At 61.9% G+C, this 22344-nt stretch carries 17 protein-coding genes; 12 read left to right on the top strand and 5 right to left on the bottom strand.

Translation table 11 applies throughout. The annotated features are described in order from the left end of the window. Positions 1-9 precede the first annotated feature (9 nt). Both ACM6JM_RS01840 and ACM6JM_RS01845 read left to right on the top strand, forming a co-directional pair. Positions 10-2265, top strand: coding sequence for an Orn/Lys/Arg decarboxylase N-terminal domain-containing protein (locus tag ACM6JM_RS01840; protein WP_414881219.1), 2256 nt, complete (start codon positions 10-12; stop codon positions 2263-2265). A gap of 14 nt (positions 2266-2279) precedes the next feature. After that, a complete protein-coding gene (locus ACM6JM_RS01845; protein WP_414881220.1) occupies positions 2280-2894 on the top strand; it encodes a GNAT family N-acetyltransferase in 615 nt (204 codons plus the stop codon). On the opposite strand, the gene ACM6JM_RS01850 is transcribed toward ACM6JM_RS01845, so the two are convergent. Both ACM6JM_RS01850 and ACM6JM_RS01855 read right to left on the bottom strand, forming a co-directional pair. Continuing rightward, complete coding sequence (locus ACM6JM_RS01850; RefSeq protein WP_414881221.1) at positions 2860-3753, bottom strand: LysR family transcriptional regulator; 894 nt, start codon at positions 3751-3753, stop codon at positions 2860-2862. The genes ACM6JM_RS01845 and ACM6JM_RS01850 overlap by 35 nt on opposite strands. Positions 3754-3838: 85 nt before the next feature. Beyond that, positions 3839-4075 carry a hypothetical protein gene (locus tag ACM6JM_RS01855; RefSeq protein ID WP_007956926.1) on the bottom strand — a complete coding sequence of 79 codons (237 nt, stop codon included), beginning with the start codon at positions 4073-4075 and terminating at the stop codon, positions 3839-3841. Between the two features lie 185 nt (positions 4076-4260). Between ACM6JM_RS01855 and ACM6JM_RS01860 the strand changes: the two genes are divergently transcribed. Then, complete coding sequence (locus tag ACM6JM_RS01860; protein WP_039770799.1) at positions 4261-4818, top strand: NADPH-dependent FMN reductase; 558 nt, start codon at positions 4261-4263, stop codon at positions 4816-4818. 102 nt (positions 4819-4920) lie between these two features. Further along, the gene (locus ACM6JM_RS01865) at positions 4921-6204 is read left to right on the top strand and encodes an arsenic transporter (protein WP_414881222.1); all 1284 of its coding nucleotides are present in this window, start codon (positions 4921-4923) and stop codon (positions 6202-6204) included. On the opposite strand, the gene ACM6JM_RS01870 is transcribed toward ACM6JM_RS01865, so the two are convergent. Beyond that, the gene (locus ACM6JM_RS01870; protein WP_414881223.1) at positions 6201-7151 is read right to left on the bottom strand and encodes a DUF1853 family protein; all 951 of its coding nucleotides are present in this window, start codon (positions 7149-7151) and stop codon (positions 6201-6203) included. The two genes, ACM6JM_RS01865 and ACM6JM_RS01870, sit on opposite strands and share 4 nt — an antisense overlap. A gap of 114 nt (positions 7152-7265) precedes the next feature. On the opposite strand from ACM6JM_RS01870, the gene ACM6JM_RS01875 reads away from it, so the two are divergent. Genes ACM6JM_RS01875 through pepN form a run of 6 tightly spaced genes read left to right on the top strand, consistent with a single transcriptional unit; the run spans position 7266 to position 13779 of the window. After that, positions 7266-8156 (top strand): NAD(+) kinase, encoded by an 891-nt coding sequence (locus ACM6JM_RS01875; protein WP_011333623.1) that lies wholly within the window; start codon positions 7266-7268, stop codon positions 8154-8156. After that, on the top strand, positions 8153-9127 hold the full coding sequence (locus ACM6JM_RS01880; RefSeq protein ID WP_371855265.1) for a metallophosphoesterase: 975 nt from the start codon (positions 8153-8155) through the stop codon (positions 9125-9127). Before ACM6JM_RS01875 ends, ACM6JM_RS01880 begins: the two co-directional genes overlap by 4 nt. Further along, positions 9124-9993, top strand: a complete 870-nt coding sequence (locus ACM6JM_RS01885) for a rhomboid family intramembrane serine protease (protein ID WP_064595524.1) — start codon at positions 9124-9126, stop codon at positions 9991-9993. The genes ACM6JM_RS01880 and ACM6JM_RS01885 overlap by 4 nt, the downstream gene beginning before the upstream one ends. A gap of 30 nt (positions 9994-10023) precedes the next feature. After that, positions 10024-10284 (top strand): YeaC family protein, encoded by a 261-nt coding sequence (locus ACM6JM_RS01890; protein WP_011333626.1) that lies wholly within the window; start codon positions 10024-10026, stop codon positions 10282-10284. Continuing rightward, a complete protein-coding gene (locus tag ACM6JM_RS01895; protein ID WP_039770790.1) occupies positions 10281-11111 on the top strand; it encodes a DUF2797 domain-containing protein in 831 nt (276 codons plus the stop codon). The genes ACM6JM_RS01890 and ACM6JM_RS01895 overlap by 4 nt, the downstream gene beginning before the upstream one ends. Positions 11112-11121: 10 nt before the next feature. Then, positions 11122-13779 carry an aminopeptidase N gene (pepN, locus tag ACM6JM_RS01900; protein WP_103386477.1) on the top strand — a complete coding sequence of 886 codons (2658 nt, stop codon included), beginning with the start codon at positions 11122-11124 and terminating at the stop codon, positions 13777-13779. Positions 13780-14111: 332 nt separating this feature from the next. Here the strand turns inward: pepN and katG are convergent, their stop codons facing one another. Beyond that, positions 14112-16379: a catalase/peroxidase HPI gene (katG, locus tag ACM6JM_RS01905; protein WP_414881224.1), complete on the bottom strand. Its 2268-nt coding sequence runs from the start codon at positions 16377-16379 to the stop codon at positions 14112-14114. A gap of 326 nt (positions 16380-16705) precedes the next feature. Here katG and ACM6JM_RS01910 point away from each other — a divergent pair, with 326 nt between their 5' ends. Beyond that, positions 16706-18742 carry a TonB-dependent receptor gene (locus ACM6JM_RS01910; RefSeq protein ID WP_414881225.1) on the top strand — a complete coding sequence of 679 codons (2037 nt, stop codon included), beginning with the start codon at positions 16706-16708 and terminating at the stop codon, positions 18740-18742. Between the two features lie 49 nt (positions 18743-18791). Here ACM6JM_RS01910 and ACM6JM_RS01915 read toward each other — a convergent pair whose 3' ends face one another. Continuing rightward, positions 18792-21002, bottom strand: coding sequence for an LTA synthase family protein (locus tag ACM6JM_RS01915; RefSeq protein WP_134333564.1), 2211 nt, complete (start codon positions 21000-21002; stop codon positions 18792-18794). Positions 21003-21275: 273 nt separating this feature from the next. Here ACM6JM_RS01915 and ACM6JM_RS01920 point away from each other — a divergent pair, with 273 nt between their 5' ends. Continuing rightward, positions 21276-22322, top strand: coding sequence for a sterol desaturase family protein (locus ACM6JM_RS01920; protein ID WP_414881226.1), 1047 nt, complete (start codon positions 21276-21278; stop codon positions 22320-22322). Positions 22323-22344: the final 22 nt, after the last annotated feature.

Raw genomic sequence — 22344 nt, forward strand, 5'->3', positions numbered from 1 at the left:
CTGAGCCCCATGTACAAAGATTTGAAGTTCCCGGTGTTGATCGTCCACCGCGACATCAAGGCCGACACGGTTGCCGGTGAACGCATTCGCGGCATCGCCCGAGAGCTGGAGCTGGAAGGTTTCAGTATCGTTTCGGCCACGGACTACACCGAAGGACGGCTGGTGGCGTCGACCCACCATGGTCTGGCGTGCATGCTGATTGCCGCCGAAGACGCCAGCACCAACTCCCATCTGTTACAGAACATGGCCGAACTGATCGGTCTGGCCCGGGTGCGGGCGCCGGATCTGCCGATCTTTGCCCTCGGCGAGCAGGTCACCCTGGAAAACGCCCCGGCCGATGCCATGGCCGAGCTCAACCAGTTGCGCGGCATTCTTTACCTGTTTGAAGACACGGTGCCGTTTCTCGCCCGGCAAGTGGCGCGGGCGGCGCGCAAGTACCTGGACGGCCTGCTGCCGCCATTCTTCAAGGCGCTGGTGCAGCACACGGCCGATTCCAATTATTCCTGGCACACCCCAGGCCATGGCGGCGGGGTGGCTTATCACAAGAGTCCGGTGGGGCAGGCGTTTCACCAGTTCTTCGGGGAAAACACCCTGCGTTCGGATTTGTCGGTGTCGGTGCCGGAGCTGGGCTCCTTGCTCGACCACACCGGGCCGCTGGCCGAGGCGGAAGCGCGCGCCGCGCGCAATTTCGGCGCCGATCACACTTTTTTCGTGATCAATGGCACCTCGACCGCCAACAAGATCGTCTGGCACTCGATGGTCGGGCGCGATGATCTGGTGCTGGTGGATCGCAACTGCCACAAGTCGGTGTTGCACGCGATCATCATGACCGGCGCGATTCCGCTGTACCTGTGCCCGGAGCGCAATGAGCTGGGGATCATCGGGCCGATTCCGCTCAGTGAATTCAGCCGCGAATCGATCCAGGCCAAGATTGATGCCAGCCCGTTGATCAAGGGCCGCGAGCCGAAAGTCAAACTGGCGGTGATCACCAACTCCACCTACGACGGCCTCTGTTACAACGCCGAGCTGATCAAGCAGAGTCTGGGCAACAGCGTCGAAGTCCTGCATTTCGACGAGGCCTGGTACGCCTACGCCGCGTTTCACGAGTTTTTCGCCGGCCGTTACGGCATGGCTACCTCGCGCAGCGAGGACAGTCCGCTGGTGTTCACCACCCATTCCACCCACAAACTGCTGGCGGCGTTCAGCCAGGCCTCGATGATTCATGTGCAGGACGGCGGGGCGCGGCAGCTGGATCGCGACCGGTTCAACGAAGCGTTCATGATGCACATCTCGACGTCGCCGCAGTACAGCATCATCGCCTCGCTGGACGTGGCGTCGGCGATGATGGAAGGACCGGCCGGACGCTCGCTGCTACAGGAAACCTTCGACGAAGCCCTGAGTTTTCGCCGGGCGCTGGCCAATTTGCGCCAGCACATTGCCGCCGACGACTGGTGGTTTTCGATCTGGCAGCCGCCGGGTGTCGAAGGCATCGACCGGGTGCAGACCGAGGACTGGCTGCTGAAGCCTGATGCGGACTGGCATGGTTTCGGCGAGGTCAGCTACGATTATGTGCTGCTCGATCCGATCAAAGTGACTTTGGTGATGCCGGGCCTGACCGCTGGCGGCGCTTTGAGCGACAAGGGTATCCCGGCGGCCGTGGTCAGTCGCTTCCTCTGGGAGCGCGGGCTGGTGGTGGAGAAAACCGGGCTCTATTCGTTTCTGGTGCTGTTCTCCATGGGCATCACCAAGGGCAAGTGGAGCACGCTGCTGACCGAACTGCTGGAGTTCAAGCGCAGCTACGACGCCAACGTCAGTCTCGACACCTGCCTGAAGTGCGTCGCCCAGGAAGATCCTGTGCGCTATCGCGGCATGGGCCTGCGCGATCTGTGCGATCAGCTCCACGCCTGCTATCGCAGCAACGCCACTGCCAAGCACCTCAAACGTATGTACACCGTGCTGCCGGACATCGCCATGAAACCGGCCCACGCTTACGATCAACTGGTGCGCGGCGAGGTCGAGGCGGTGCCGATCGATGAGCTGGAAGGCCGGGTGGCGGCGGTGATGCTGGTGCCATACCCGCCGGGGATTCCGCTGATCATGCCTGGCGAACGCTTTACCGAATCCACGCGCTCGATCATCGAATACCTCAGATTTGCCCGCACGTTCGATGCAACGTTTCCGGGCTTCGTGGTCGATGTGCACGGTCTGCAACACGAAGATGAGGGCAATGGACGGCAATACACCGTCGATTGCGTCAAGGAATGAGGGCTTTTCCGAGTATGCAACCGGTCATGAATCCGAAATACCCAGGGCTGTCGGTGCGGGTCGCCGATGAGGGTTTTGCCGAATATATCTGGGGCAGCGATTTCAGTTTCGAGGTGGCTGCCTACGGCGCGGCCGAAATCGGCAAATCCGTGGCGCAATGGGCCGTGACGCCCATCGTGCCGTATCGCAAGTGCTACGGCATCGATCCGGAGGAATTCAGCAGTTTTCGCGATGCTGCCGACAGCGCGATTTTCATGGCGTACCTTGAGGATGAGCCGGTCGGGCACTTGGTGATCAGCACCAACTGGAACGGCGTTGCCCATATCGATGAACTGGCGGTGCACGCCCCGGCGCGGCGCCATGGGGTGGCCAAGGCCCTGCTCGACGTGGCGCAGTTCTGGAGCCGCAAGAAAAAGCTGCCGGGAATCATGCTGGAAACCCAGAACAACAACCTCGGCGCCTGCCGGCTGTATGAGCGTTGCGGGTATGTGATCGGCGGCATCGACCACCTGCGTTATCGCGGCATCGATCCGAACACCGCCGAAGTGGCGCTGTTCTGGTATCGATTGTTCGATAACCCGCTGGAGCATTCGATCAGTTCGCCAGCATCGCCTCGGCTTGTTCCGTGACGATCCCGAGCAGCGTCTGAATCGCCGCTGACGGCGTGGCGTGTTTGAAGGTCAGGGCATAGAGGCTGATCGGCACCGCCGGCGACAACGGGCAGACATCGAGACCGCCCGCCCGCGCACCAAGGGCGGTGAACGGGTCGACGATCGCCAGGCCTTCGCCGGCCTCGACCATGCTGCGCATCATCTGGTGGGTCTGCACCCGGGTCTGGATAGTCGGCGCCGGGCGCAGGGCCTGGAGTTTGTTTTCCAGGGCCGGGCTCAGCGGGTCCTGGCCTTCGAGGCCGACCATCGCCTGGCCGGCCAGATCCTGCAGGGAAATGTACTTCTGCTTCGGTTGCAGCCAGCCGTGGGGCGCAAGCAATTGCAACTTGCCCTGAGCCAGCGGCTGGCAATGGATATCGGGGTGCTGTGGATCGTGCAGGCTCAGGCCCAGATCGCTGTCGCGCAGCAACAGGTGGCGGACCATGTCGCGAGTCGGTTCGCTGAGCAGGGTGCAGGGTACGTCGGGCAGGCGACGGCGCAGGGCGGCGAGACTTTGCGGCAGCAGTTGCTGGGCCAGCGGCGGGGTGCCGATGATCCGCAGGGGTGGGGCGAGGTATTGCTTGAGGCTGCTGGCCAGCCGTTGCACCGGCTCCAGTGCTTCATAGATGTGGCCAATCTCGACTTGCAGCGCCCGGGCCTCCGGGGTTGGCTGAAGTCGTCCGCGTACGCTGGCGAACAGCATGAACCCGAGCTGACTCTCGGCTTCTCGCAAACGCTCCTCGACCTCGGGCGCCGGTAGTTGCAGCCATTCGGCGGCGGTGCCCACGTGACCGGTCTGCAAAAGCGCCTGAATCACTTCGATATGACGTAAACGCATGCGTGAAGTCCATGTCCGGCCGTTGGGGTCAGTGGCTGAATCCTACCCCAACTCGGCGCGGATGACTTCTGCTCATAACGATCGGTTATGAAGCGACCGATGGCTCGGGTTCGCGGATCAGGGTGATGCCCGACTGAACCAGCAGGAACTCGTTGTCGTCGATCTTGTTGACGCGGTCGCCAATCGCCAGTTTGTAGGTGGTAACGGGCTCCGTGCCGGTGAAACCGTCTGCCGACGGGTTGGATTCCTGGAACTCATGCACGGAATAAACGCGGCCTTCCGCATCTCTTGCATGGAACTGACCGACGAGTACTGCTGCCATCTGCTTAGAACCTCTGGAGATAAAACGCTTGATTTGCGGCTTGGTAGACCGTCATCGAGCTTGGTAAGTTTTCCTACAGGAAAAAAATATTCCAGACGCAGGAAATAACCTTCGGCGTCTGGTGGAATCGTCACCGGATCATCTATAACTAGTGGCTCCTCCCACGGACAGTCGAGAGTCTTCCAATGAGCAATGTCTATAACGTCGCAGTAGTGGTCGGCAGCCTGCGCAAGGCGTCCATCAACCGCAAGGTCGCCCTGGCGCTGGCGGAACTGGCACCGGCCAATCTCAAGCTGAACATTGTCGAAATTGGCGATCTGCCACTTTACAACGAAGACATCGACGGCGATTCACCGCCGGCAGCCTACAGCACTTTCCGGCAAAAAGTGGGTTCATCCGACGCTCTGCTGTTTGTCACCCCGGAGTACAACCGCTCGGTGCCGGCGCCTTTGAAGAACGCGATCGACGTCGGTTCGCGGCCGTATGGCAAGAGCGTCTGGAGCGGCAAACCGGGGGCGGTGATCAGCGTTTCGCCGGGTGCCATCGGCGGTTTCGGCGCCAACCAGCACCTGCGTCAGTCCTTCGTTTTCCTCAACGTGCCATGCATGCAGCAGCCGGAAGCCTATCTGGGCGGCGCGGGCACGGCGTTCGATGAAGCTGGCAAGCTTAACGAGTCGGTGAAGCCGTTCCTGCAGAGCTTTATCAATGCGTTTGGTGAGTGGGTGACGCAGCACAAGAAGTGATTCGCTGATTTTTCTGACAAGATATCGAACCTGTGGGAGTCAGCTTCCACAGGTTTTTTTGTGTGGTCTGATTCTTTCCCCTTTTATTGAAGGCTGTCGCGAATGCTCGCTGCGTCACTGATTTTCCTGCTGACCATTACCCTGGTGATCTGGCAACCCAAAGGCCTCGGGGTCGGCTGGAGTGCAACGCTCGGCGCCATCATCGCGCTGATTTTCGGTGTGGTGCACCTGAGCGACATCCCGCTGGTGTGGCAAATCATCTGGAACGCCACCGGCACGTTCGTGGCGCTGATCATCATCAGTCTGCTGCTCGACGAAGCCGGCTTTTTCGCTTGGGCGGCCCTGCACGTGGCGCGTTGGGGCCGGGGCAGCGGGCGCAAGCTATTTGCCTTCATGGTGCTGCTCGGCGCACTGGTGTCGGCGCTGTTCGCCAATGACGGTGCGGCGCTGATCCTCACGCCCATCGTGATTTCCATGTTGCTGGCCCTGCGCTTTTCCCCGGCGGCGACCCTGGCGTTCGTTATGGGCGCGGGCTTCATTGCCGACACCGCGAGCCTGCCGCTGGTGGTGTCGAACCTGGTGAACATCGTCTCGGCCGACTTTTTCCACATCGGTTTCAACCGCTATGCGGCGGTGATGGTGCCGGTCAACTTTGTCAGCGTCGCGGCCACGCTGGGCATGTTGCTCTGGTTCTTCCGCCGCGACATTCCCAAGGCCTACGACCCGGAACAGCTTGAACACCCGGAAACCGCCATCCACGACAAAGCCACGTTCTACGCCGGTTGGGCGGTGCTGGTGATTCTGCTGATCGGCTGTTTCGCGCTGGAGCCGCTGGGCATTCCGATCAGCGCGATCTCGGCGGTGTGCGCGGCGCTGTTGCTGGCGATTGCCGCGCGCGGGCACAAGATCTCCACGCGCAAGGTGATGAAAGAGGCGCCGTGGCAGATCGTGATTTTCTCGCTGGGCATGTATTTGGTGGTCTACGGACTGCGCAATGCCGGGCTCACCGATTATCTGGCCGGGTGGCTCGATGTGTTCGGCGAATACGGTGTATGGGGCGCGGCGATGGGCACCGGGGTGCTGACGGCCTTGTTGTCCTCGATCATGAACAACCTGCCGACGGTGCTGGTCGGTCTGCTGTCGATCGATGCCAGCCAGGCCAGCGGTGTGGTGAAGGAGGCGATGATCTACGCCAACGTGATCGGCAGCGACCTGGGACCGAAAATCACTCCGATCGGCAGTCTGGCGACCTTGCTCTGGCTGCATGTGCTGGAGCGCAAGAACATCAAGATCGGCTGGGGGTATTACTTCAAGGTCGGGATCGTGCTGACGGTGCCGGTGTTGCTGGTAACGCTGGCCGCACTGGCTGTGCGGTTGTCGGTTTAACTCTGGCCCGGCACATTCGGCCACAGATCCGACACCAGAAACAGCCGCTCGGCTTCTTCCCACTCGCCCCGGGCATTTTCGGTCAGGCGCACCATCAGTTGCGCCGGGGCCAGCGGTTCGAGCTCATCGAGCCAGGCCTGCAAATGCCCGTTGCTCCAGGTCTGCTCCGCCGGGTAGTGCGCCGGCGCCAGCCAGGCGTGGCGGGGCAGGGGGTGCCAGCGTCCGTCCGGGCGCTGCGCGACAAATGTCGGCCAGTCTTTCTGATGCAGCCAGCTGCCGCGCAAATGCTGCGGGTGGGCGCCGCTGGGCGGCACGGACTGACCGGGCCACGGATACAGCAAGTATCCGCCCAGCCACAGTTGCGCACTGAACGACCCGACATCCAGTGCCGCCAGCACTTCGCGGCTTTCCGGGCGCGCGGAGATCGGCAGCTGATGTTCGCTCAAATGCGCCAGTTTGCGATCCAGTCGATCATGACAACCCGGCCCCAGCCATGACGCCGGATCATGCCCGTCGCCGTTCTGCGGGCCGAGGTAGAGCTTGATGGCCAGTTCCAGGTGGTGCACGCCGTCGCGGTCGCGCAGCAGCATGTCCAGCTCGCCTAGGGTGTGGCCTTCGCGGCGGATCGGCAGGTTGGCGGCGATTAGCTCAATGCCCGGCGCGTGTTCCACCGCAAATTGCCACAAACGCTCGTAATACAGGCCCAGGCGCCGGGTGCGGGCCTGGGACAGCCAGTGCAGCAGGCCGTAACTGTCGCGGTCGAGCTGGCGCAGCCAGTGTTCAAGGCGCTCGGGATCGCCGACCCAGTCGCTGCCCGCCAGCGGATGGCGCTGCGGCCACGGGGTAGCGGCGAGCATTGGCGGGGCGAGGATCACCCACGCCAGATCACGCACCTCGGGGTGGCGTAACTGGTGGGGCAACTGCAGCAAATCGGGAAATAGGATCATCTTGCGAGCATAGCCTCAAACACCGGTGCAGCCTCGGGGCTGAAAGGATTTTGTCTATCCGGCGCTTTCGCCCATAATCGTGCTTTTCGCCGTCTCAGTCCCCGCAGGAGTCCCATGGAGCAATTTCGTAATATCGGCATCATCGGTCGCTTGGGCAGCTCCCAGGTGCTGGATACCGTCCGCCGACTGAAACGCTTCCTGCTCGATCGTCACCTGCATGTGATTCTCGAAGACACCATCGCCGAAGTCCTGCCGGGCCATGGCCTGCAAACCTCGTCGCGCAAGATGCTCGGCGAAGTCTGCGACATGGTCATCGTGGTCGGCGGTGACGGCAGCCTGCTCGGCGCGGCGCGGGCACTGGCCAAACACAATATTCCGGTACTCGGGATCAACCGTGGCAGCCTCGGCTTTCTCACCGACATCCGCCCCGACGAGCTGGAAATCAAGGTCGCCGAAGTGCTCGACGGCCATTATCTGGTGGAAAACCGCTTCCTGCTGCAGGCCGAAGTCCGTCGCCACGCCGAAGCCATCGGCCAGGGCGATGCGCTGAACGACGTGGTGCTGCACCCGGGCAAATCGACGCGGATGATCGAGTTCGAGCTGTACATCGACGGCCAGTTCGTCTGCAGCCAGAAGGCCGACGGCCTGATCGTCGCCACCCCGACCGGTTCCACCGCGTACGCACTGTCCGCCGGTGGCCCGATCATGCATCCCAAGCTTGACGCTATTGTGATTGTGCCGATGTACCCCCATACCTTGTCGGGCAGACCGATCGTGGTCGATGGCAACAGTGAGCTGAAAATCGTCGTGTCCAAAGATATGCAGATCTACCCGCAAGTCTCCTGCGACGGGCAGAACCACTTCACCTGCGCGCCGGGCGACACCATCACCGTCAGCAAGAAAGCGCAGAAGCTGCGGCTGATTCATCCGCTCGACCACAACTACTACGAAGTCTGCCGGACCAAGCTCGGCTGGGGCAGCAAGTTGGGTGGTGGAGGCGACTGATGCTCGATCCCGCGCGCAGTTATGACCTGATTGGTGACGTGCACGGATGCGCCCTGACCCTGGAACACCTGCTGGACCGTCTCGGTTATCACAAGCAGGGCGGAGTCTGGCGGCATCCGTCGCGCATGGCCGTGTTTGTCGGCGACATCATCGACCGCGGCCCGCGGATTCGCGAGGCGCTGCACATCGTCCACGACATGGTCGAGGCCGGTCAGGCGTTGTGCATCATGGGCAACCACGAGTTCAACGCCCTCGGCTGGAGCACCCCGGCGCCTCCGGGCAGCGGCAAGCAGTTCGTCCGTGAACACACCCCGCGCCATGCCCGATTGCTGCACGAAACCCTGACCCAGTTCGAAGACCATCCGGGCGACTGGCACGACTTCCAGCAGTGGTTCTACAAACTGCCGTTGTTCGTCGACGCCGGACGTTTCCGCGTGGTGCATGCCTGCTGGGATGCCGGCCTGATCGAGCCGCTGCGCGCGCTGTTCCCCGATGGCTGCATTGATGAACACTTTCTCCAGGCATCGGCCGTACCGGGCAGTTTCGCCTGCACCGTGTTCGATCGCCTGCTGCGTGGCACCGACATGCGCCTGCCGGATGGCCTGACCATGACCAGCGGTGATGGCCTGGTGCGTTCGTTCTTCCGCACCAAGTTCTGGGAAGACGACCCGCAAACCTACGGCGACATCGTGTTCCAACCCGATGCATTGCCGGAACCGGTGGCGCAAAAGCCGCTGACCTCCAGCGAAAAGAATTCCCTGCTGCGCTACGGCGTCGATGAGCCGTTGCTGTTCGTCGGTCATTACTGGCGCAGCGGCAAACCGGCGCCGATCCGCCCGAACCTCGCGTGCCTGGATTACAGCGCGGTGCTCTACGGCAAACTGGTGGCCTATCGTCTGGATCAGGAAACTCGCCTCGATCCGCATAAATTTGTCTGGGTCGACGTCGAGCGGCCGGAGGTGCTGCGATGAGTGCCATAGCGGTCTTGCGTGTGCCGTTGGCGGCGGACCTGAGTGGGTTCGTCAAACTGCTGCAACGCATGCAAGTGCCCCATCGTGTCAGCGAAGAGGCGGGCGAGCAGGTGTTGTGGGTGCCCTCGGAAATCAGCGACGACGTGCGCTCGCTGTACGAGCGTTTCCCGGCGGGCGACCCGGATCAGCAACTGGAAATTCCGGCGGCGCCGACGCTCAAGCGCCCGAGCTTCGCCGAGCAACTGAAACATGCCAAAGCCACCGGATTCATTCTGCTGCTGAGCCTGATCGTCGGCGGGTTGACCTTCCTTGGCGATAACCTCGACACGATGCGTTGGCTGACCTTCCTCGATTTTCGCGTGGTCGGCGACTACATCCACTTCACACCACTGGCCGACAGCCTGGCGGCGGGGCAGTGGTGGCGCCTGTTTACGCCGATGCTGATCCACTTCGGCATCCTGCACCTGGCCATGAACGGCATGTGGTACTGGGAGCTGGGGCGGCGCATCGAGTCGCGCCAGGGCAGCGTCAACCTGATCGGTCTGACGCTGCTGTTCGGCCTGGTTTCCAACTATGCGCAGTTCGCATGGGGCGGCCCGAGCCTGTTCGGCGGCCTGTCCGGCGTACTTTACGGATTGCTCGGTCACTGCTGGATCTTCCAGTTGCTGGCGCCGAACCCGGCCTATCGCCTGCCGCGCGGCGTGCTGGCAATGATGCTGGTGTGGTTGCTGGTGTGCATGTCCGGGCTGATCTCGATGATCGGTTTCGGCGAAATCGCCAACGCTGCCCACGTCAGCGGGTTACTCATCGGATGCTTAACCGGTTTGTTGGGCGGTTTGTACAACCGCCGTAAACTGGCCGCCTGAATTTTTTGAATAAAGAGCACGGAGACCCTGATGTCCTCTTTTAACGATTTGATCAAGAACATCACCCCGGACATCTACCAGAGCCTGAAACTGGCGGTAGAGATCGGCAAATGGTCCGACGGCGGCAAACTCACCGCCGAGCAGCGCGAGCTGTCGTTGCAGGCAATGATCGCCTGGGAAATGCAGAACCTGCCCGAGGAAGAGCGCACCGGTTACATGGGCCCACAGGAATGCGCCTCGAAGTCGATCGAAGTGCCGAACATTCTGTTCAAGTCGGACGCCCTCCATTGATCGAGATCGGCCGCGGTGCAATCAGCAAAATGTCGGCGCGCCTGGACGGGCCGAACGTGCAGTACGCGTTTCGTCTGGATGACGTCGAGGTGCCGGTCAACCCGTTGATCGGCAGCACGGTGCGTCTGGAATACCTGGGAGCGATTCACTGCACCCATTGCGGGCGCAGGACCAAGACCAGTTTCAGTCAGGGTTACTGCTACCCGTGCATGACCAAACTGGCCCAGTGCGACATTTGCATCATGAGCCCGGAGCGCTGCCACTTCGAGGCCGGCACCTGCCGTGAGCCGGAGTGGGGCGAGAAGTTCTGCATGACCGACCACATCGTCTACCTGGCCAATTCGTCGGGGATCAAGGTCGGCATCACCCGCGCCACCCAGTTGCCGACCCGCTGGCTCGACCAGGGCGCCAGTCAGGCGCTGCCGATCATGCGCGTTTCGACGCGGCAGCAGTCGGGCTTCGTCGAAGACCTGTTCCGCAGCCAGGTGGCGGACAAGACCAACTGGCGCGCCTTGCTCAAGGGCGATGCGGCGGCGGTGGATCTGGCGCAGGTGCGCGATCAACTGTTCGAAAGCTGCGCCCCGGGTCTGCAAGGTTTGCAGGAGCGATTCGGTCTCCAGGCCATTCAGACCATCGCCGATGTCGAGCCGCTGGAAATCCGCTACCCGGTCGAGCAGTACCCGGCCAAGATCGTCAGCTTCAACCTGGACAAGAACCCGATTGCCGAAGGCACGCTGCTGGGGATCAAGGGCCAGTACCTGATCTTCGACACCGGCGTGATCAACATTCGTAAATACACGGCCTACCAGCTCGCCGTGCATCAATAAGGACTTCAGCATGCGCACCGAACAACCGAAGATGATTTACCTGAAGGACTATCAGGCGCCCGAGTACCTGATCGACGAAACACACCTGACCTTCGAGTTGTTCGAGGACCACAGTCTGGTCCACGCGCAACTGGTGATGCGCCGCAACCCGGCTCGTGGCCCGGGCCTGCCGCCGCTGGTGCTCGACGGCCAGCAGCTGGAGTTGCTCTCGGTGACCCTGGCCGACCAGGAACTGAGCGCCGCCGACTACCAGCTGACGGAAAATCACCTGACCCTGCAACCGGCCAGCGAAACCTTCACGGTCGACACCAGCGTCAGGATCCATCCGGAAACCAACACTGCACTGGAAGGCCTGTACAAGTCCGGCACGATGTTCTGCACCCAGTGCGAGGCCGAAGGCTTCCGCAAGATCACCTATTACCTCGACCGCCCGGACGTGATGAGCAAGTTCACCACCACCGTGGTCGCCGAGCAGCACAGCTATCCGGTGCTCTTGTCCAACGGCAACCCGATCGCCAGCGGCCCCGGCGAAGATGGCCGGCACTGGGCGACCTGGGAAGACCCGTTCATGAAACCGGCGTACCTGTTCGCGCTGGTGGCCGGTGACCTGTGGTGCGTTGAAGACTCCTTCACCACCATGACCAACCGCAATGTGGCGCTGCGCATTTACGTCGAGCCGGAAAACATTGACAAGTGCCAGCACGCCATGAATAGCCTGAAGAAGTCGATGCGCTGGGACGAAGAGGTCTACGGTCGCGAGTACGATCTGGACATCTTCATGATCGTCGCCGTGAACGACTTCAACATGGGCGCGATGGAGAACAAGGGCCTCAACATCTTCAACTCCAGCGCCGTGCTGGCCCGCGCCGAAACCGCCACCGACGCCGCGCACCAGCGGGTCGAAGCGATCGTCGCCCACGAATACTTCCACAACTGGTCGGGCAACCGCGTGACCTGCCGCGACTGGTTCCAGCTGTCTCTCAAGGAAGGCTTCACGGTGTTCCGCGATGCCGGTTTCTCCTCTGACATGAACTCGGCCACGGTCAAGCGCATTCAGGACGTGGCGTACCTGCGTACCCACCAGTTCGCCGAAGATGCAGGTCCCATGGCCCACGCCGTCCGCCCGGACAGCTTCATCGAGATTTCCAACTTCTACACCCTGACCGTGTACGAAAAGGGCTCGGAAGTGGTCGGCATGATCCACACCCTGCTGGGCGCCGAAGGCTTCCGCAAGGGCAGCGATCTGTACTTCGAACGCCACGACGGCCAGGCCGTGACCTGCGATGACTTCATTAAGGCCATGGAAGATGCCAACGGCGTCGACCTGACTCAGTTCAAGCGCTGGTACAGCCAGGCCGGCACACCGCGTCTGGCGGTGAGCGAGTCTTACGATGCGGCCGCGAAAACCTACAGCCTGACCTTCCGCCAGAGCTGCCCGGAAACCCCGGACAAGGTTGAAAAACTGCCGTTCGTGATCCCGGTCGAACTGGGCCTGCTCGACAGCCAAGGCAACGAGATTGCCCTGCGTCTGGCCGGCGAAGACTCGGCTCAAGGCACCACCCGAGTGATTTCGGTGACCGAAGCCGAGCAGACCTTCACCTTCGTCGACATCGCCGAACAACCGCTGCCGTCCTTGCTGCGTGGCTTCTCGGCGCCGGTGAAACTGAGCTTCCCGTACAACCGCGATCAGCTGATGTTCCTGATGCAGCACGACACCGATGGTTTCAATCGTTGGGATGCCGGCCAGCAACTGTCGGTGCAGGTGCTGCAAGAGTTGATCGGCCAGCAGCAGAAGGGCGAAAGCCTGGTGCTCGACCCACGTCTGGTTTCCGCTTTGCGCACCGTGCTGTCGGACGAAACGCTGGATCAGGCGATGGTCGCGGAAATGCTCTCGCTGCCAAGTGAGGCGTACCTGACCGAAATCAGCGAAATCGCCGATGTGGACGCGATCCACACCGCCCGCGAATTCGCCCGTCAGCAACTGGCGGAGAACCTGTTCGAACCACTGTGGCTGCGTTATCAGGCCAACCGCGACTTGTCGAAGCAAACCCCGTACGTGGCCGAGGCCGAGCACTTCGCCCGTCGCGCGTTGCAGAACATCGCGCTGTCGTACCTGATGCTCAGCGGCAAGCCGGAAGTGCTGGCGGCAACGCTGGAACAGTTCGACAGCTGCGACAACATGACCGAGCGCCTGACCGCGCTGGCGGTGCTGGTCAACTCGCCGTTCGACGAGCAGAAAGCCACCGCACTGGCCAGTTTCGCCGAGCACTTCAAGGACAATCCGCTGGTCATGGATCAGTGGTTCAGCGTGCAGGCCGGCAGCACCTTGCCGGGCGGTCTGGAGCGTGTGAAGGCACTGATGCAGCACCCGGCGTTCAACATCAAGAACCCGAACAAGGTGCGCGCGCTGGTCGGTGCGTTCGCCGGACAGAACCTGATCAACTTCCACGCGGCGGATGGCTCGGGTTATCGCTTCCTGGCGGATCTGGTGATCGAGCTGAACGGCTTCAACCCGCAGATCGCTTCGCGTCAACTGGCGCCGCTGACCCGCTGGCGCAAGTATGACGGCGCTCGTCAGGCGCTGATGAAGGCTGAGTTGGAGCGGATTCTGGCTTCGGGGCAGCTGTCCAGCGATGTGTATGAGGTGGTGAGCAAGAGTTTGGCTTGAGGCTGGTTGGTTGGGGGTGGTCTTGAGGTGGTGTTTCAACTTTAGATCCAGCCCTCACCCTAACCCTCTCCCGGAGGGAGAGGGGACTGACCGAGTCGTTCTGTCGAGCTGCATCGACCTGATAGTGCTTTGCCGAATCCATAATCGACTCGATTCTTCAGGTCGATGTATCGCGCAATACACCTCGGTCGGCTCCCTCTCCCTCGGGGCGGTCCGACGTTTCGGGAGGGCTGGGGTGAGGGGGTTGGGTTTCAGCCGCACCACATCACTCACGCCGAATAGAAAAACGCCGCTCGATGAGCGGCGTTCTTTGTGGCTGGATGAAAAAGCCCTTATTGCCGCAAATCAAACCGATCCAGATCCATCACCTTCGCCCACGCAGCAACGAAGTCGTTGACGAACTTTTCCTTCGCATCGGAGCTGGCATACACCTCGGCCAGCGCCCGCAGTACGGCGTTGGAACCGAACACCAGATCGACCCGGGTCGCCGTCCATTTCACGCTGCCGGTTTTACGGTCGCGGCCTTCGAACTCGGTTTTCGACGTCGGTTTCCATTCCACGCCCATGTCCAGCAGGTTGCGGAAGAAGTCGTTGGTCAGTGAACCGGGTTTGTCGGTGAACACGCCGTGTTTCGTTTTACCGACGTTGGTGTCCAGCACGCGCAGGCCGCCGATCAGTACGGTCATTTCCGGGGCGGAAAGGGTCAGCAGTTGTGCCTTGTCGATCAGCAACGCTTCGGCCGGCACGCGGTACGTGTTGGCGGCGTAGTTGCGGAAGCCGTCGGTATGCGGCTCGAGGAAGCCGAATGACTCGACATCGGTTTGCTCCTGAGTTGCATCGGTGCGCCCCGGATTGAACGGCACGGTCACGGTATGCCCGGCGTTTTGCGCCGCTTGCTCGACACCGGCGTTACCGGCCAGCACGATCAGGTCCGCCAGCGAGACTTGCTTGCCTGTCGCCCCGGCGTTGAACTCGTTCTGAATGCCTTCAAGAACTTTCAGCACCTTGTCCAGTTGCTCAGGCTGGTTGGCCTGCCAGAATTTCTGCGGTGCCAGACGCAGACGCCCGCCATTGGCGCCGCCGCGTTTGTCCGAGCCCCGGAAGGTCGATGCGGCCGCCCAAGCGGTGGAAACCAGTTCCGAAACTGACAGCCCCGAAGCCAGTACTTTGCCTTTCAACGCCCTGATATCGCTGTCGTCCACCAGTGGATGCGTGGCCACGGGAATCGGGTCTTGCCAAAGCAATTCTTCCTGCGGCAGTTCCGGGCCGAGATAGCGTGACAGCGGGCCCATGTCGCGGTGAATCAGTTTGTACCAGGCCCGGGCGAAGGCATCGGCCAGTTGATCGGGATTGGCCAGGAAGCGCCGCGAAATCTTCTCGTAGGCCGGGTCGAAGCGCAGGGCCAGGTCAGAGGTGAGCATGGTCGGGTCGATGCGTTTGTTCGGGTCGTGGGCGTGGGGGATGGTGCCGGCACCGGCACCGTTTTTCGGTTTCCACTGATGGGCACCAGCCGGGCTTTTGGTCAGTTCCCACTCGAAGCCGAACAGGTTTTCCAGGTAATTGTTGCTCCACTTGGTCGGGGTGGTGGTCCAGGTCACTTCCAGGCCGCTGGTGATGGTGTCGGCGCCTTTGCCGGTGCCGAAGCTGTTTTTCCAGCCCAGGCCTTGTTCTTCGAGGCCGGCGGCTTCCGGTTCCGGGCCGACGTTGTCGGCGGGGCCGGCGCCGTGGGTCTTGCCGAAGGCGTGGCCGCCGGCGATCAGGGCGACGGTTTCCTCGTCGTTCATGGCCATGCGGCCGAAGGTTTCGCGGATGTCCTTGGCCGAGGCCACCGGGTCGGGATTGCCTTCGGGGCCCTCCGGGTTCACGTAGATCAGGCCCATCTGCACGGCGGCGAGCGGGTTTTCCAGGTTGCGTTCGCCTTGGTTGGTGCGGCTTTCCTCATTGCCGTGTTCGGCGGGTTCCGCGACCAGTGTGCCTTCGCCCGGCGGCTGCATGGATTCCGGATCCTTGCCGTAGCGGTTGTCGCCGCCCAGCCACTTGTTTTCCGAGCCCCAGTACACGTCTTCATCGGGTTCCCAGACGTCCGCGCGGCCACCGGAGAAACCGAAGGTCTTGAAGCCCATGGATTCCAGCGCGACGTTGCCGGTGAGCACGATCAGGTCGGCCCAGGAAATGTTGCGGCCATATTTCTGCTTGATCGGCCACAGCAGCCGTCGGGCCTTGTCGAGGCTGACGTTGTCTGGCCAGCTGTTGAGCGGGGCGAAGCGTTGCTGGCCGGAGCCGGCGCCACCACGGCCGTCAGCGGTGCGATAGGTGCCGGCGCTGTGCCAGGCCATGCGGATGAAGAGCGGGCCGTAGTGGCCGAAGTCCGCTGGCCACCACTCCTGGGAGTCGGTCATCAGCGCCGTCAGATCGCGTTTGAGGGCCTGGAAATCCAGGCTCTTGAAAGCCTTGGCGTAGTCGAAGTCCTTGCCCATCGGATCGGATGCGGGCGAGTGCTGACTCAGGATTTTCAGGTTCAGTTGATTCGGCCACCAATCGCGGTTCGTCGTGCCACCGCCGGCGGCGTGATTGAACGGGCATTTCGATTCATTTGCCATGTTCGGGATCCTTATCAGGTCTTCTGCGGCCGGCTCGTGCCGACTTCGGACTAGTAAGGCTAGACCCGACTTGGCAAGTCAGCTAATAGGCCGACTATTGGTGCCTGATAGGCGCAGTCTCTTATGCGAAGTGCGGGGAACCTGCAGGGGCAGGGCGCTGAAATGCCCGTGCTTGAGCGCTGGTTTGCATGTGTCTGGGCGAAACGGGATGGTCATTGGAAATGTTATTGTATAACATAAAAATGATTTCATCTGATTGCCGCCGGTAATACACCCTGTGTAGCGCTGGCATCGATCCTCACTTTTCTGCCTGACGGATTCCTGAAATGCCTTCCCGTTTCCACACCTTCCAACCCCGCCTGACGCTCATGGCCTCGGCGCTGCTGATCGCTTCGCCCGCATTTGCCGCCGACCCGCTGGAGCTGCAACCGCAAGTCATCACCGGCAATCCGCTGGGCAGTCAGACCCTGGCCTCGCCCTCGACCGTGTTGAGCGGTGACAGCCTGACGCTGCAGCAAAAGGGCAGCCTCGGCGAAACCCTGAACAAGCAGCCGGGCGTGTCGTCGTCCTACTTCGGCCCGGGTGCCAGTCGGCCGATCATTCGCGGGCAGGACGGCGATCGCATTCGCATCCTGCGCAACGGCGTCGGCGCGCTGGATGCCTCGTCGCTGTCCTACGATCACGCGGTGCCGCTGGACCCGGTCAATGTCGAGCGCATCGAAATCGTCCGTGGCCCGGCGGCCTTGCTGTACGGCGGCAGCGCCATCGGCGGGGTGGTCAACACCTTCGACAACCGCATCCCGACCGAAGCCATTGAAGGCATCCACGGTGCCGGCGAGTTGCGCTACGGCGGCGCCGACACCACCCGCAGCAGCGCCGGCAAGCTTGAAGCCGGTAACGGCCAGTTCGCCTTGCACCTGGACGCCAGCGCCCGCGAGTTCAATGACCTGAAGATTCCCGGCTACGCCAAAACCGGCCGTGAACGGGCGAACGACGATGGCGATTCGAAGAAACATCGGCTGGCCAACAGCGACGGTCGTCAGGACGGCGGTGCGGTGGGCGGTTCCTACACCTGGGATGACGGTTACGCGGGGCTGTCGTACAGCAATTACGACTCCAACTACGGCTCGCCGGCCGAAGACGATGTGCGCATCCGCATGGAGCAGGAGCACTACGCGTTCGCCTCGGAAATCCGCAACCTCGACGGCCCGTTCAGCTCGGTGAAACTCGACGCTGGTTACACCGATTACCAGCACCGGGAAATCGAGGGCGGCGAAGTCGGCACCACGTTCAAGAACAAGGGCTACGAGGCGCGGGTCGAGGCCCGGCATCAGCCGCTCGGGCCGTTCAACGGGGTGATTGGCGCGCAAGTCAGTCGCAACGAGTTCTCGGCGCTGGGCGAAGAAGCGTTCGTGCCGCACACCGATACCGATGCCGGTGCACTGTTCATTCTCGAAGAGCTGCAAGCCACGGATCGTCTGCTGTTCACCCTCGGCGGACGTCTTGAGCACACCACGGTCGACCCGGATGGCAAAGGCAACGAGCGTTTCGCCAATGCCGATCGCTCCAGCAGTTTCACCGCCGGCAGCCTGTCATCCGGCGCGGTGTACACGCTGACGCCGGTCTGGTCGGTCGCTGCCACCCTGGGCTACACCGAACGCGCGCCGACGTTCTATGAGCTTTACGCCAACGGCGCCCACGTCGCCACCGGCACTTATGAAGTCGGGGATGCGGGGCTGTCGAAAGAAAAAGCCGTCTCCAGCGACCTGGCCCTGCGTTTCGACAACGGTACGCACAAGGGCAGCGTCGGCGTGTTCTATAGCCATTTCTCCAACTACATCGGCCTGCTCAGCACCGGACGCACGCTGAATGACGAAGGGGAGGAGGACGCCGACGGCATCCCCGAATACACCTACTCCGGCGTACGGGCGCGCTTCAGCGGTATCGAAGCGCAGGATCGCTGGACCCTCGGCGAAAACGCCTACGGCAAGTTTGCTCTGGAACTGTCGGGCGATTACACCCGCGCCAAGAACCTCGACAACGGCCAGGACCTGCCGCGCATCGCACCGCTGCGGTTGAACACCGGTCTGTTGTGGGAGCTGGATCGCTGGCAGGCGCGGATCGATGTGGAACACGCCAGTTCCCAGCACCGGGTGCCGGACAATGAAAGCAGCACCGACGGCTACACCACGCTGGGGGCGAATGTGGGTTATCACTTTGATGTTGGCCAGAGCAAATGGCTGGCCTTCGTCAATGCCGAGAACCTGACCAACCAGACCGTGCGTTATGCCAGCTCGATCCTGCGCGATATTGCGCCGGCAGAAGGGCGCAGCATTCAGGTAGGGCTGCGCACCACGTTCTGATCGGTCACATCGGACAGGCGCCAGCGTCGTTGCGACGCTGGCGTCGACCTCAACTCGATTGAGCGGTGTCTTCTTCCGGGATCTCGTCCAGCAGATCCTGTTGCCCTGGCAGTTCGGTGATCACGCTGAAATCACTGACCTCCACGGCGCCCAGGCCATACCCCAACAAGTGAAACGAGAACGCCTTGCGCGGTTGCGGGTTGTCGAAGCTGAAATCCATCTCCAGCGGCTGATCCGCCGTGGCGACCATCTCGGTCGGCAGGCCCAGTTGCACGTCCTGTTCGAATTCCTTGGCCTTGAGCTGAATGTACGCTGCCTGCTGCGGATCGACCGAACGTACGGTCAGGCGTACGCGGGTGTGGGAGCCTTTAGGCATCTCCAGATATTGCGCGCCGATCAGGTTGTCGGCCCAGTCGTCCTTGATCTGCGCTTGCAGCGGAATGACGTTGGCGCTGCCGAACTGATAACGCTGGTTCAGCGGGGTGCGCAGCAGCGACAGATCCAGGGCCGAGGCGCGGGCGGCGATGTCCCGGGCATTCTGGCTGCTGGCGTTGCCTTTGAATGTGGCGCTTTCGGCGATGAATCCATTGCTTGCGTAATTGCGGCAGCGGCGCGGCATGTCGCATTCGGTCAGCAGGCCGCGACCGTCGTGGTAACGCAGCTTGCCGTTGGTGAACGACATGATTTCGCGGCCCGAATCGTAATCGCGAAACAGCGAACGACCGCTGAGAGCGGAGGGCACCGGAAAGTCGAAGTAATCCAGAATCGACGCGCTCAGATCGACGTGACCATAGACCCCGGCGTTCAGGCGCGGCAGTTGCGCCTGTTCCGGCGCGAGGGTCAGGTTGAAGCCCCAGGACGACGCGAGGCGTACGCCGTCGATGCCGTGGGATTCGTCCGAGGTAATCACCACCAGCGTGTCTTTCAGTACGCCCTGGCGTTCGAGGCCGCTGAGAAACTGTTCCAGTGCATCGTCCAGGTAACCGACGGCGGCCTGCTTCGGCGTGTCGTAGCGTTGCAGGTATTCCTCCGGCGCGGAGTAGGGCTGGTGGGTGCCGACGGTCAGCAGCGTCAGCATCCACGGCTGTTTCTGCTTCTTCAGTTCGCCGACGTATTTCAGTGCGCCTTCGAAAAACGCCTTGTCATCTTTGCCCCACGGGAATTCCAGGTAGTTGGCGTTGGTGAACCACTCCAGGCCATGGGTCGCATCGAACCCGATGTGCGGCATGATCTTGTCTTTGGCCATGAACCGCAGCCCTGCGCCTTGCAGGTAGTGCGTGGCAAAACCGTGCTGACGCAACTGGGCCGGCAGACAAGCCTGATTGCGTTCGTGCTGGGTCAGCATTTCCACGCCTTTGGGCGTGCCGTTGTCGAGTTTGTCGTAATCGCCGCAGAGCATGGCGTACAGACCGCGAATGGTCTGGTGGGTGTGCAGCACGTAATCCGGGGTGTTCATGCCGCGCTCGGCCCAGCGGCTGAGGTTGGGCATCAGGTCTTCCTGATAATGGCTGCCGATGGCCTGGCGATTGGCGCCGATGTAAGCGCCGGGAATGCCTTCGAGGGCGACGATCAGCACATTGCGCGCCTGGCCCTTGGCCGCCAGCAACGGGTGACCGTTCAGATCGACATCGGTGAGCCCGGCCATCGGTGGAGGCGCGACTTGAGTGTTGCCGTCCAGCCATTCTTCAGCCTGCATCTGCACGTCGGCAACCTGCGCGGCCAGCAGTTGGTGCGGCAGGTTGTACAGACGCCACGGATCGGCATCGCTCGGGTTCAGGTGCTGCGCGCCCCAGTACGCGGAGAACAGCAGCACCGGGGTCGCCCAGGCTGCTTGGGGCAGAGCGCGAACCGGTGTCGCACGTCGAGTCCAATGACTGAGCAGCCACAGGGCCAGGGCCACAAGCAGCGCAACCGCCACGCCGGGATGGGCGAAGCCGCCGCCGGTGGAGTTTTCCACGAACTGCGGGTCGATCAGATAATGCAGGTCCGCCACGGTCGGCAGGCGGCCGACCGCGCTGACCAGTTCCGCGGTCGCCACCGCCAGCAATCCCCAGAACAGCAGCACCGGCAGCGCCAGCCACCAGGGGCGGCGGTGCAACACCACCACCAGCAGACTGCCGATGGCCAGATCCGACAGGTAACCAAACAGGCTCGACCAGCCGAGTGCCGCCCGCAGGCACACCGGCACGATCAGTACCAGAAAAACCAGAGAGAGAAGGCGGGCATCCAGGCACCGCAGCCGTTGAAAAAGAGCGCTCACAAAAAAAGACCTTCCAGCCATTAAACCGTCATAAAAGTGTGGGCGATGATACCAAGCGTCGGCAGTCTGATCGCCTTTTTAAACGGCTGGATGATCCGGTCCCGAAGATCGCTGTGATCCATCCGCAAGGGGCGGGACCTTGATCGGCGTACGTCCTGGCGGTTTTCCGACCTGAGCGAGGCGCCGGTTTTATTGTTTCAGGCTGTTTAACCGGCCTTTGATCCGTTCGTGCTGCATTTGCGAACCAGTGCGATTTACAATGCGCGACCCCTGATGGAGTCGGTCGTCGTGGATTTACTCACGCAACTTCATGCGCAGCTCAGCCGCTGGGTGATCGATCCGGTCACCGAACGGTTCCTTGGCCTGTTCGATTTGAACGGCCGCCTCGGTGTGGTGTTTCTGCTCACGTCCTACGGCGTGGCATACGGCCTTTATCGCCACCGAAAATCCCGGCACCTGACGCAAGCCCGATCCTTCTGGCAATTTGTCGGCGGCGGTCGTGTTCACGGGCATCGTTCGGCCTGGCTGGATTACCGTTATTACTTCATCAAGGCGATTCTTCGGGTGACGCTGGTGTTGCCCGTGGTGGGCCTCGTCGATCCGCACATTCTGCGTTCTGGCGACTACGCACAGTTTTTCACTCAGCTGTGGGGCGCGCGTGAGCAGGTGCCGGAACACCCGTTGATCGCGTTGCTCTACGGACTGGGCGTGTTCCTGCTCAGGGACTTTCTGCATTACTGGATTCACCGTGCCTTTCATTCCCGCTATCTGTGGGAGTTCCACAAGGTTCACCATTCGGCGCCGGTGCTGGTGCCGGCCACGGCCAGCCGCATTCACATTGTCGAATCGATCGTTGAACGAATCGTCATCACCGCCGGCCTCGGCGCGTTTGCCGGGGCGGTCTGGTACGCCTGTGGCGGTGAGGTCAGCCGCTACACGCTGTTCGGCGTGACCTGGCTGGTGCTGATCATCAACAGCCTGGGCTCCAATCTGCGCCACAGCCATGTCTGGCTGTCGTTCGGGCCGGCAGTCGAGCATGTGCTCAGCAGCCCGGCCCAGCACCAGATTCATCACAGCGACGCACCGCGCCATTTCAACAAGAATTTCGCGATCAATCTGTCACTGTGGGACTGGCTGTTCGGCACGTTGTACGTCACCACTTCAAAGCCCGAAGACTTGCGCTTCGGCACGGGCGAGCAGGACCGCACACGTTATCTGACGTTGTACAGCCTGATCGTCACCCCGTTCGTGGACACCGCGAAGCGCCTGTCGTCGAACGCCGAAGGTCTTAGGACCCGGTTCAACCAGCGTACGCCTTGAACGTTGGTATCAGCCTGTTCAT

The organism is Pseudomonas sp. IT-P2 (assembly GCF_949767575.1).
GTDB classification, from domain to species: domain Bacteria; phylum Pseudomonadota; class Gammaproteobacteria; order Pseudomonadales; family Pseudomonadaceae; genus Aquipseudomonas; species Aquipseudomonas pharyngis.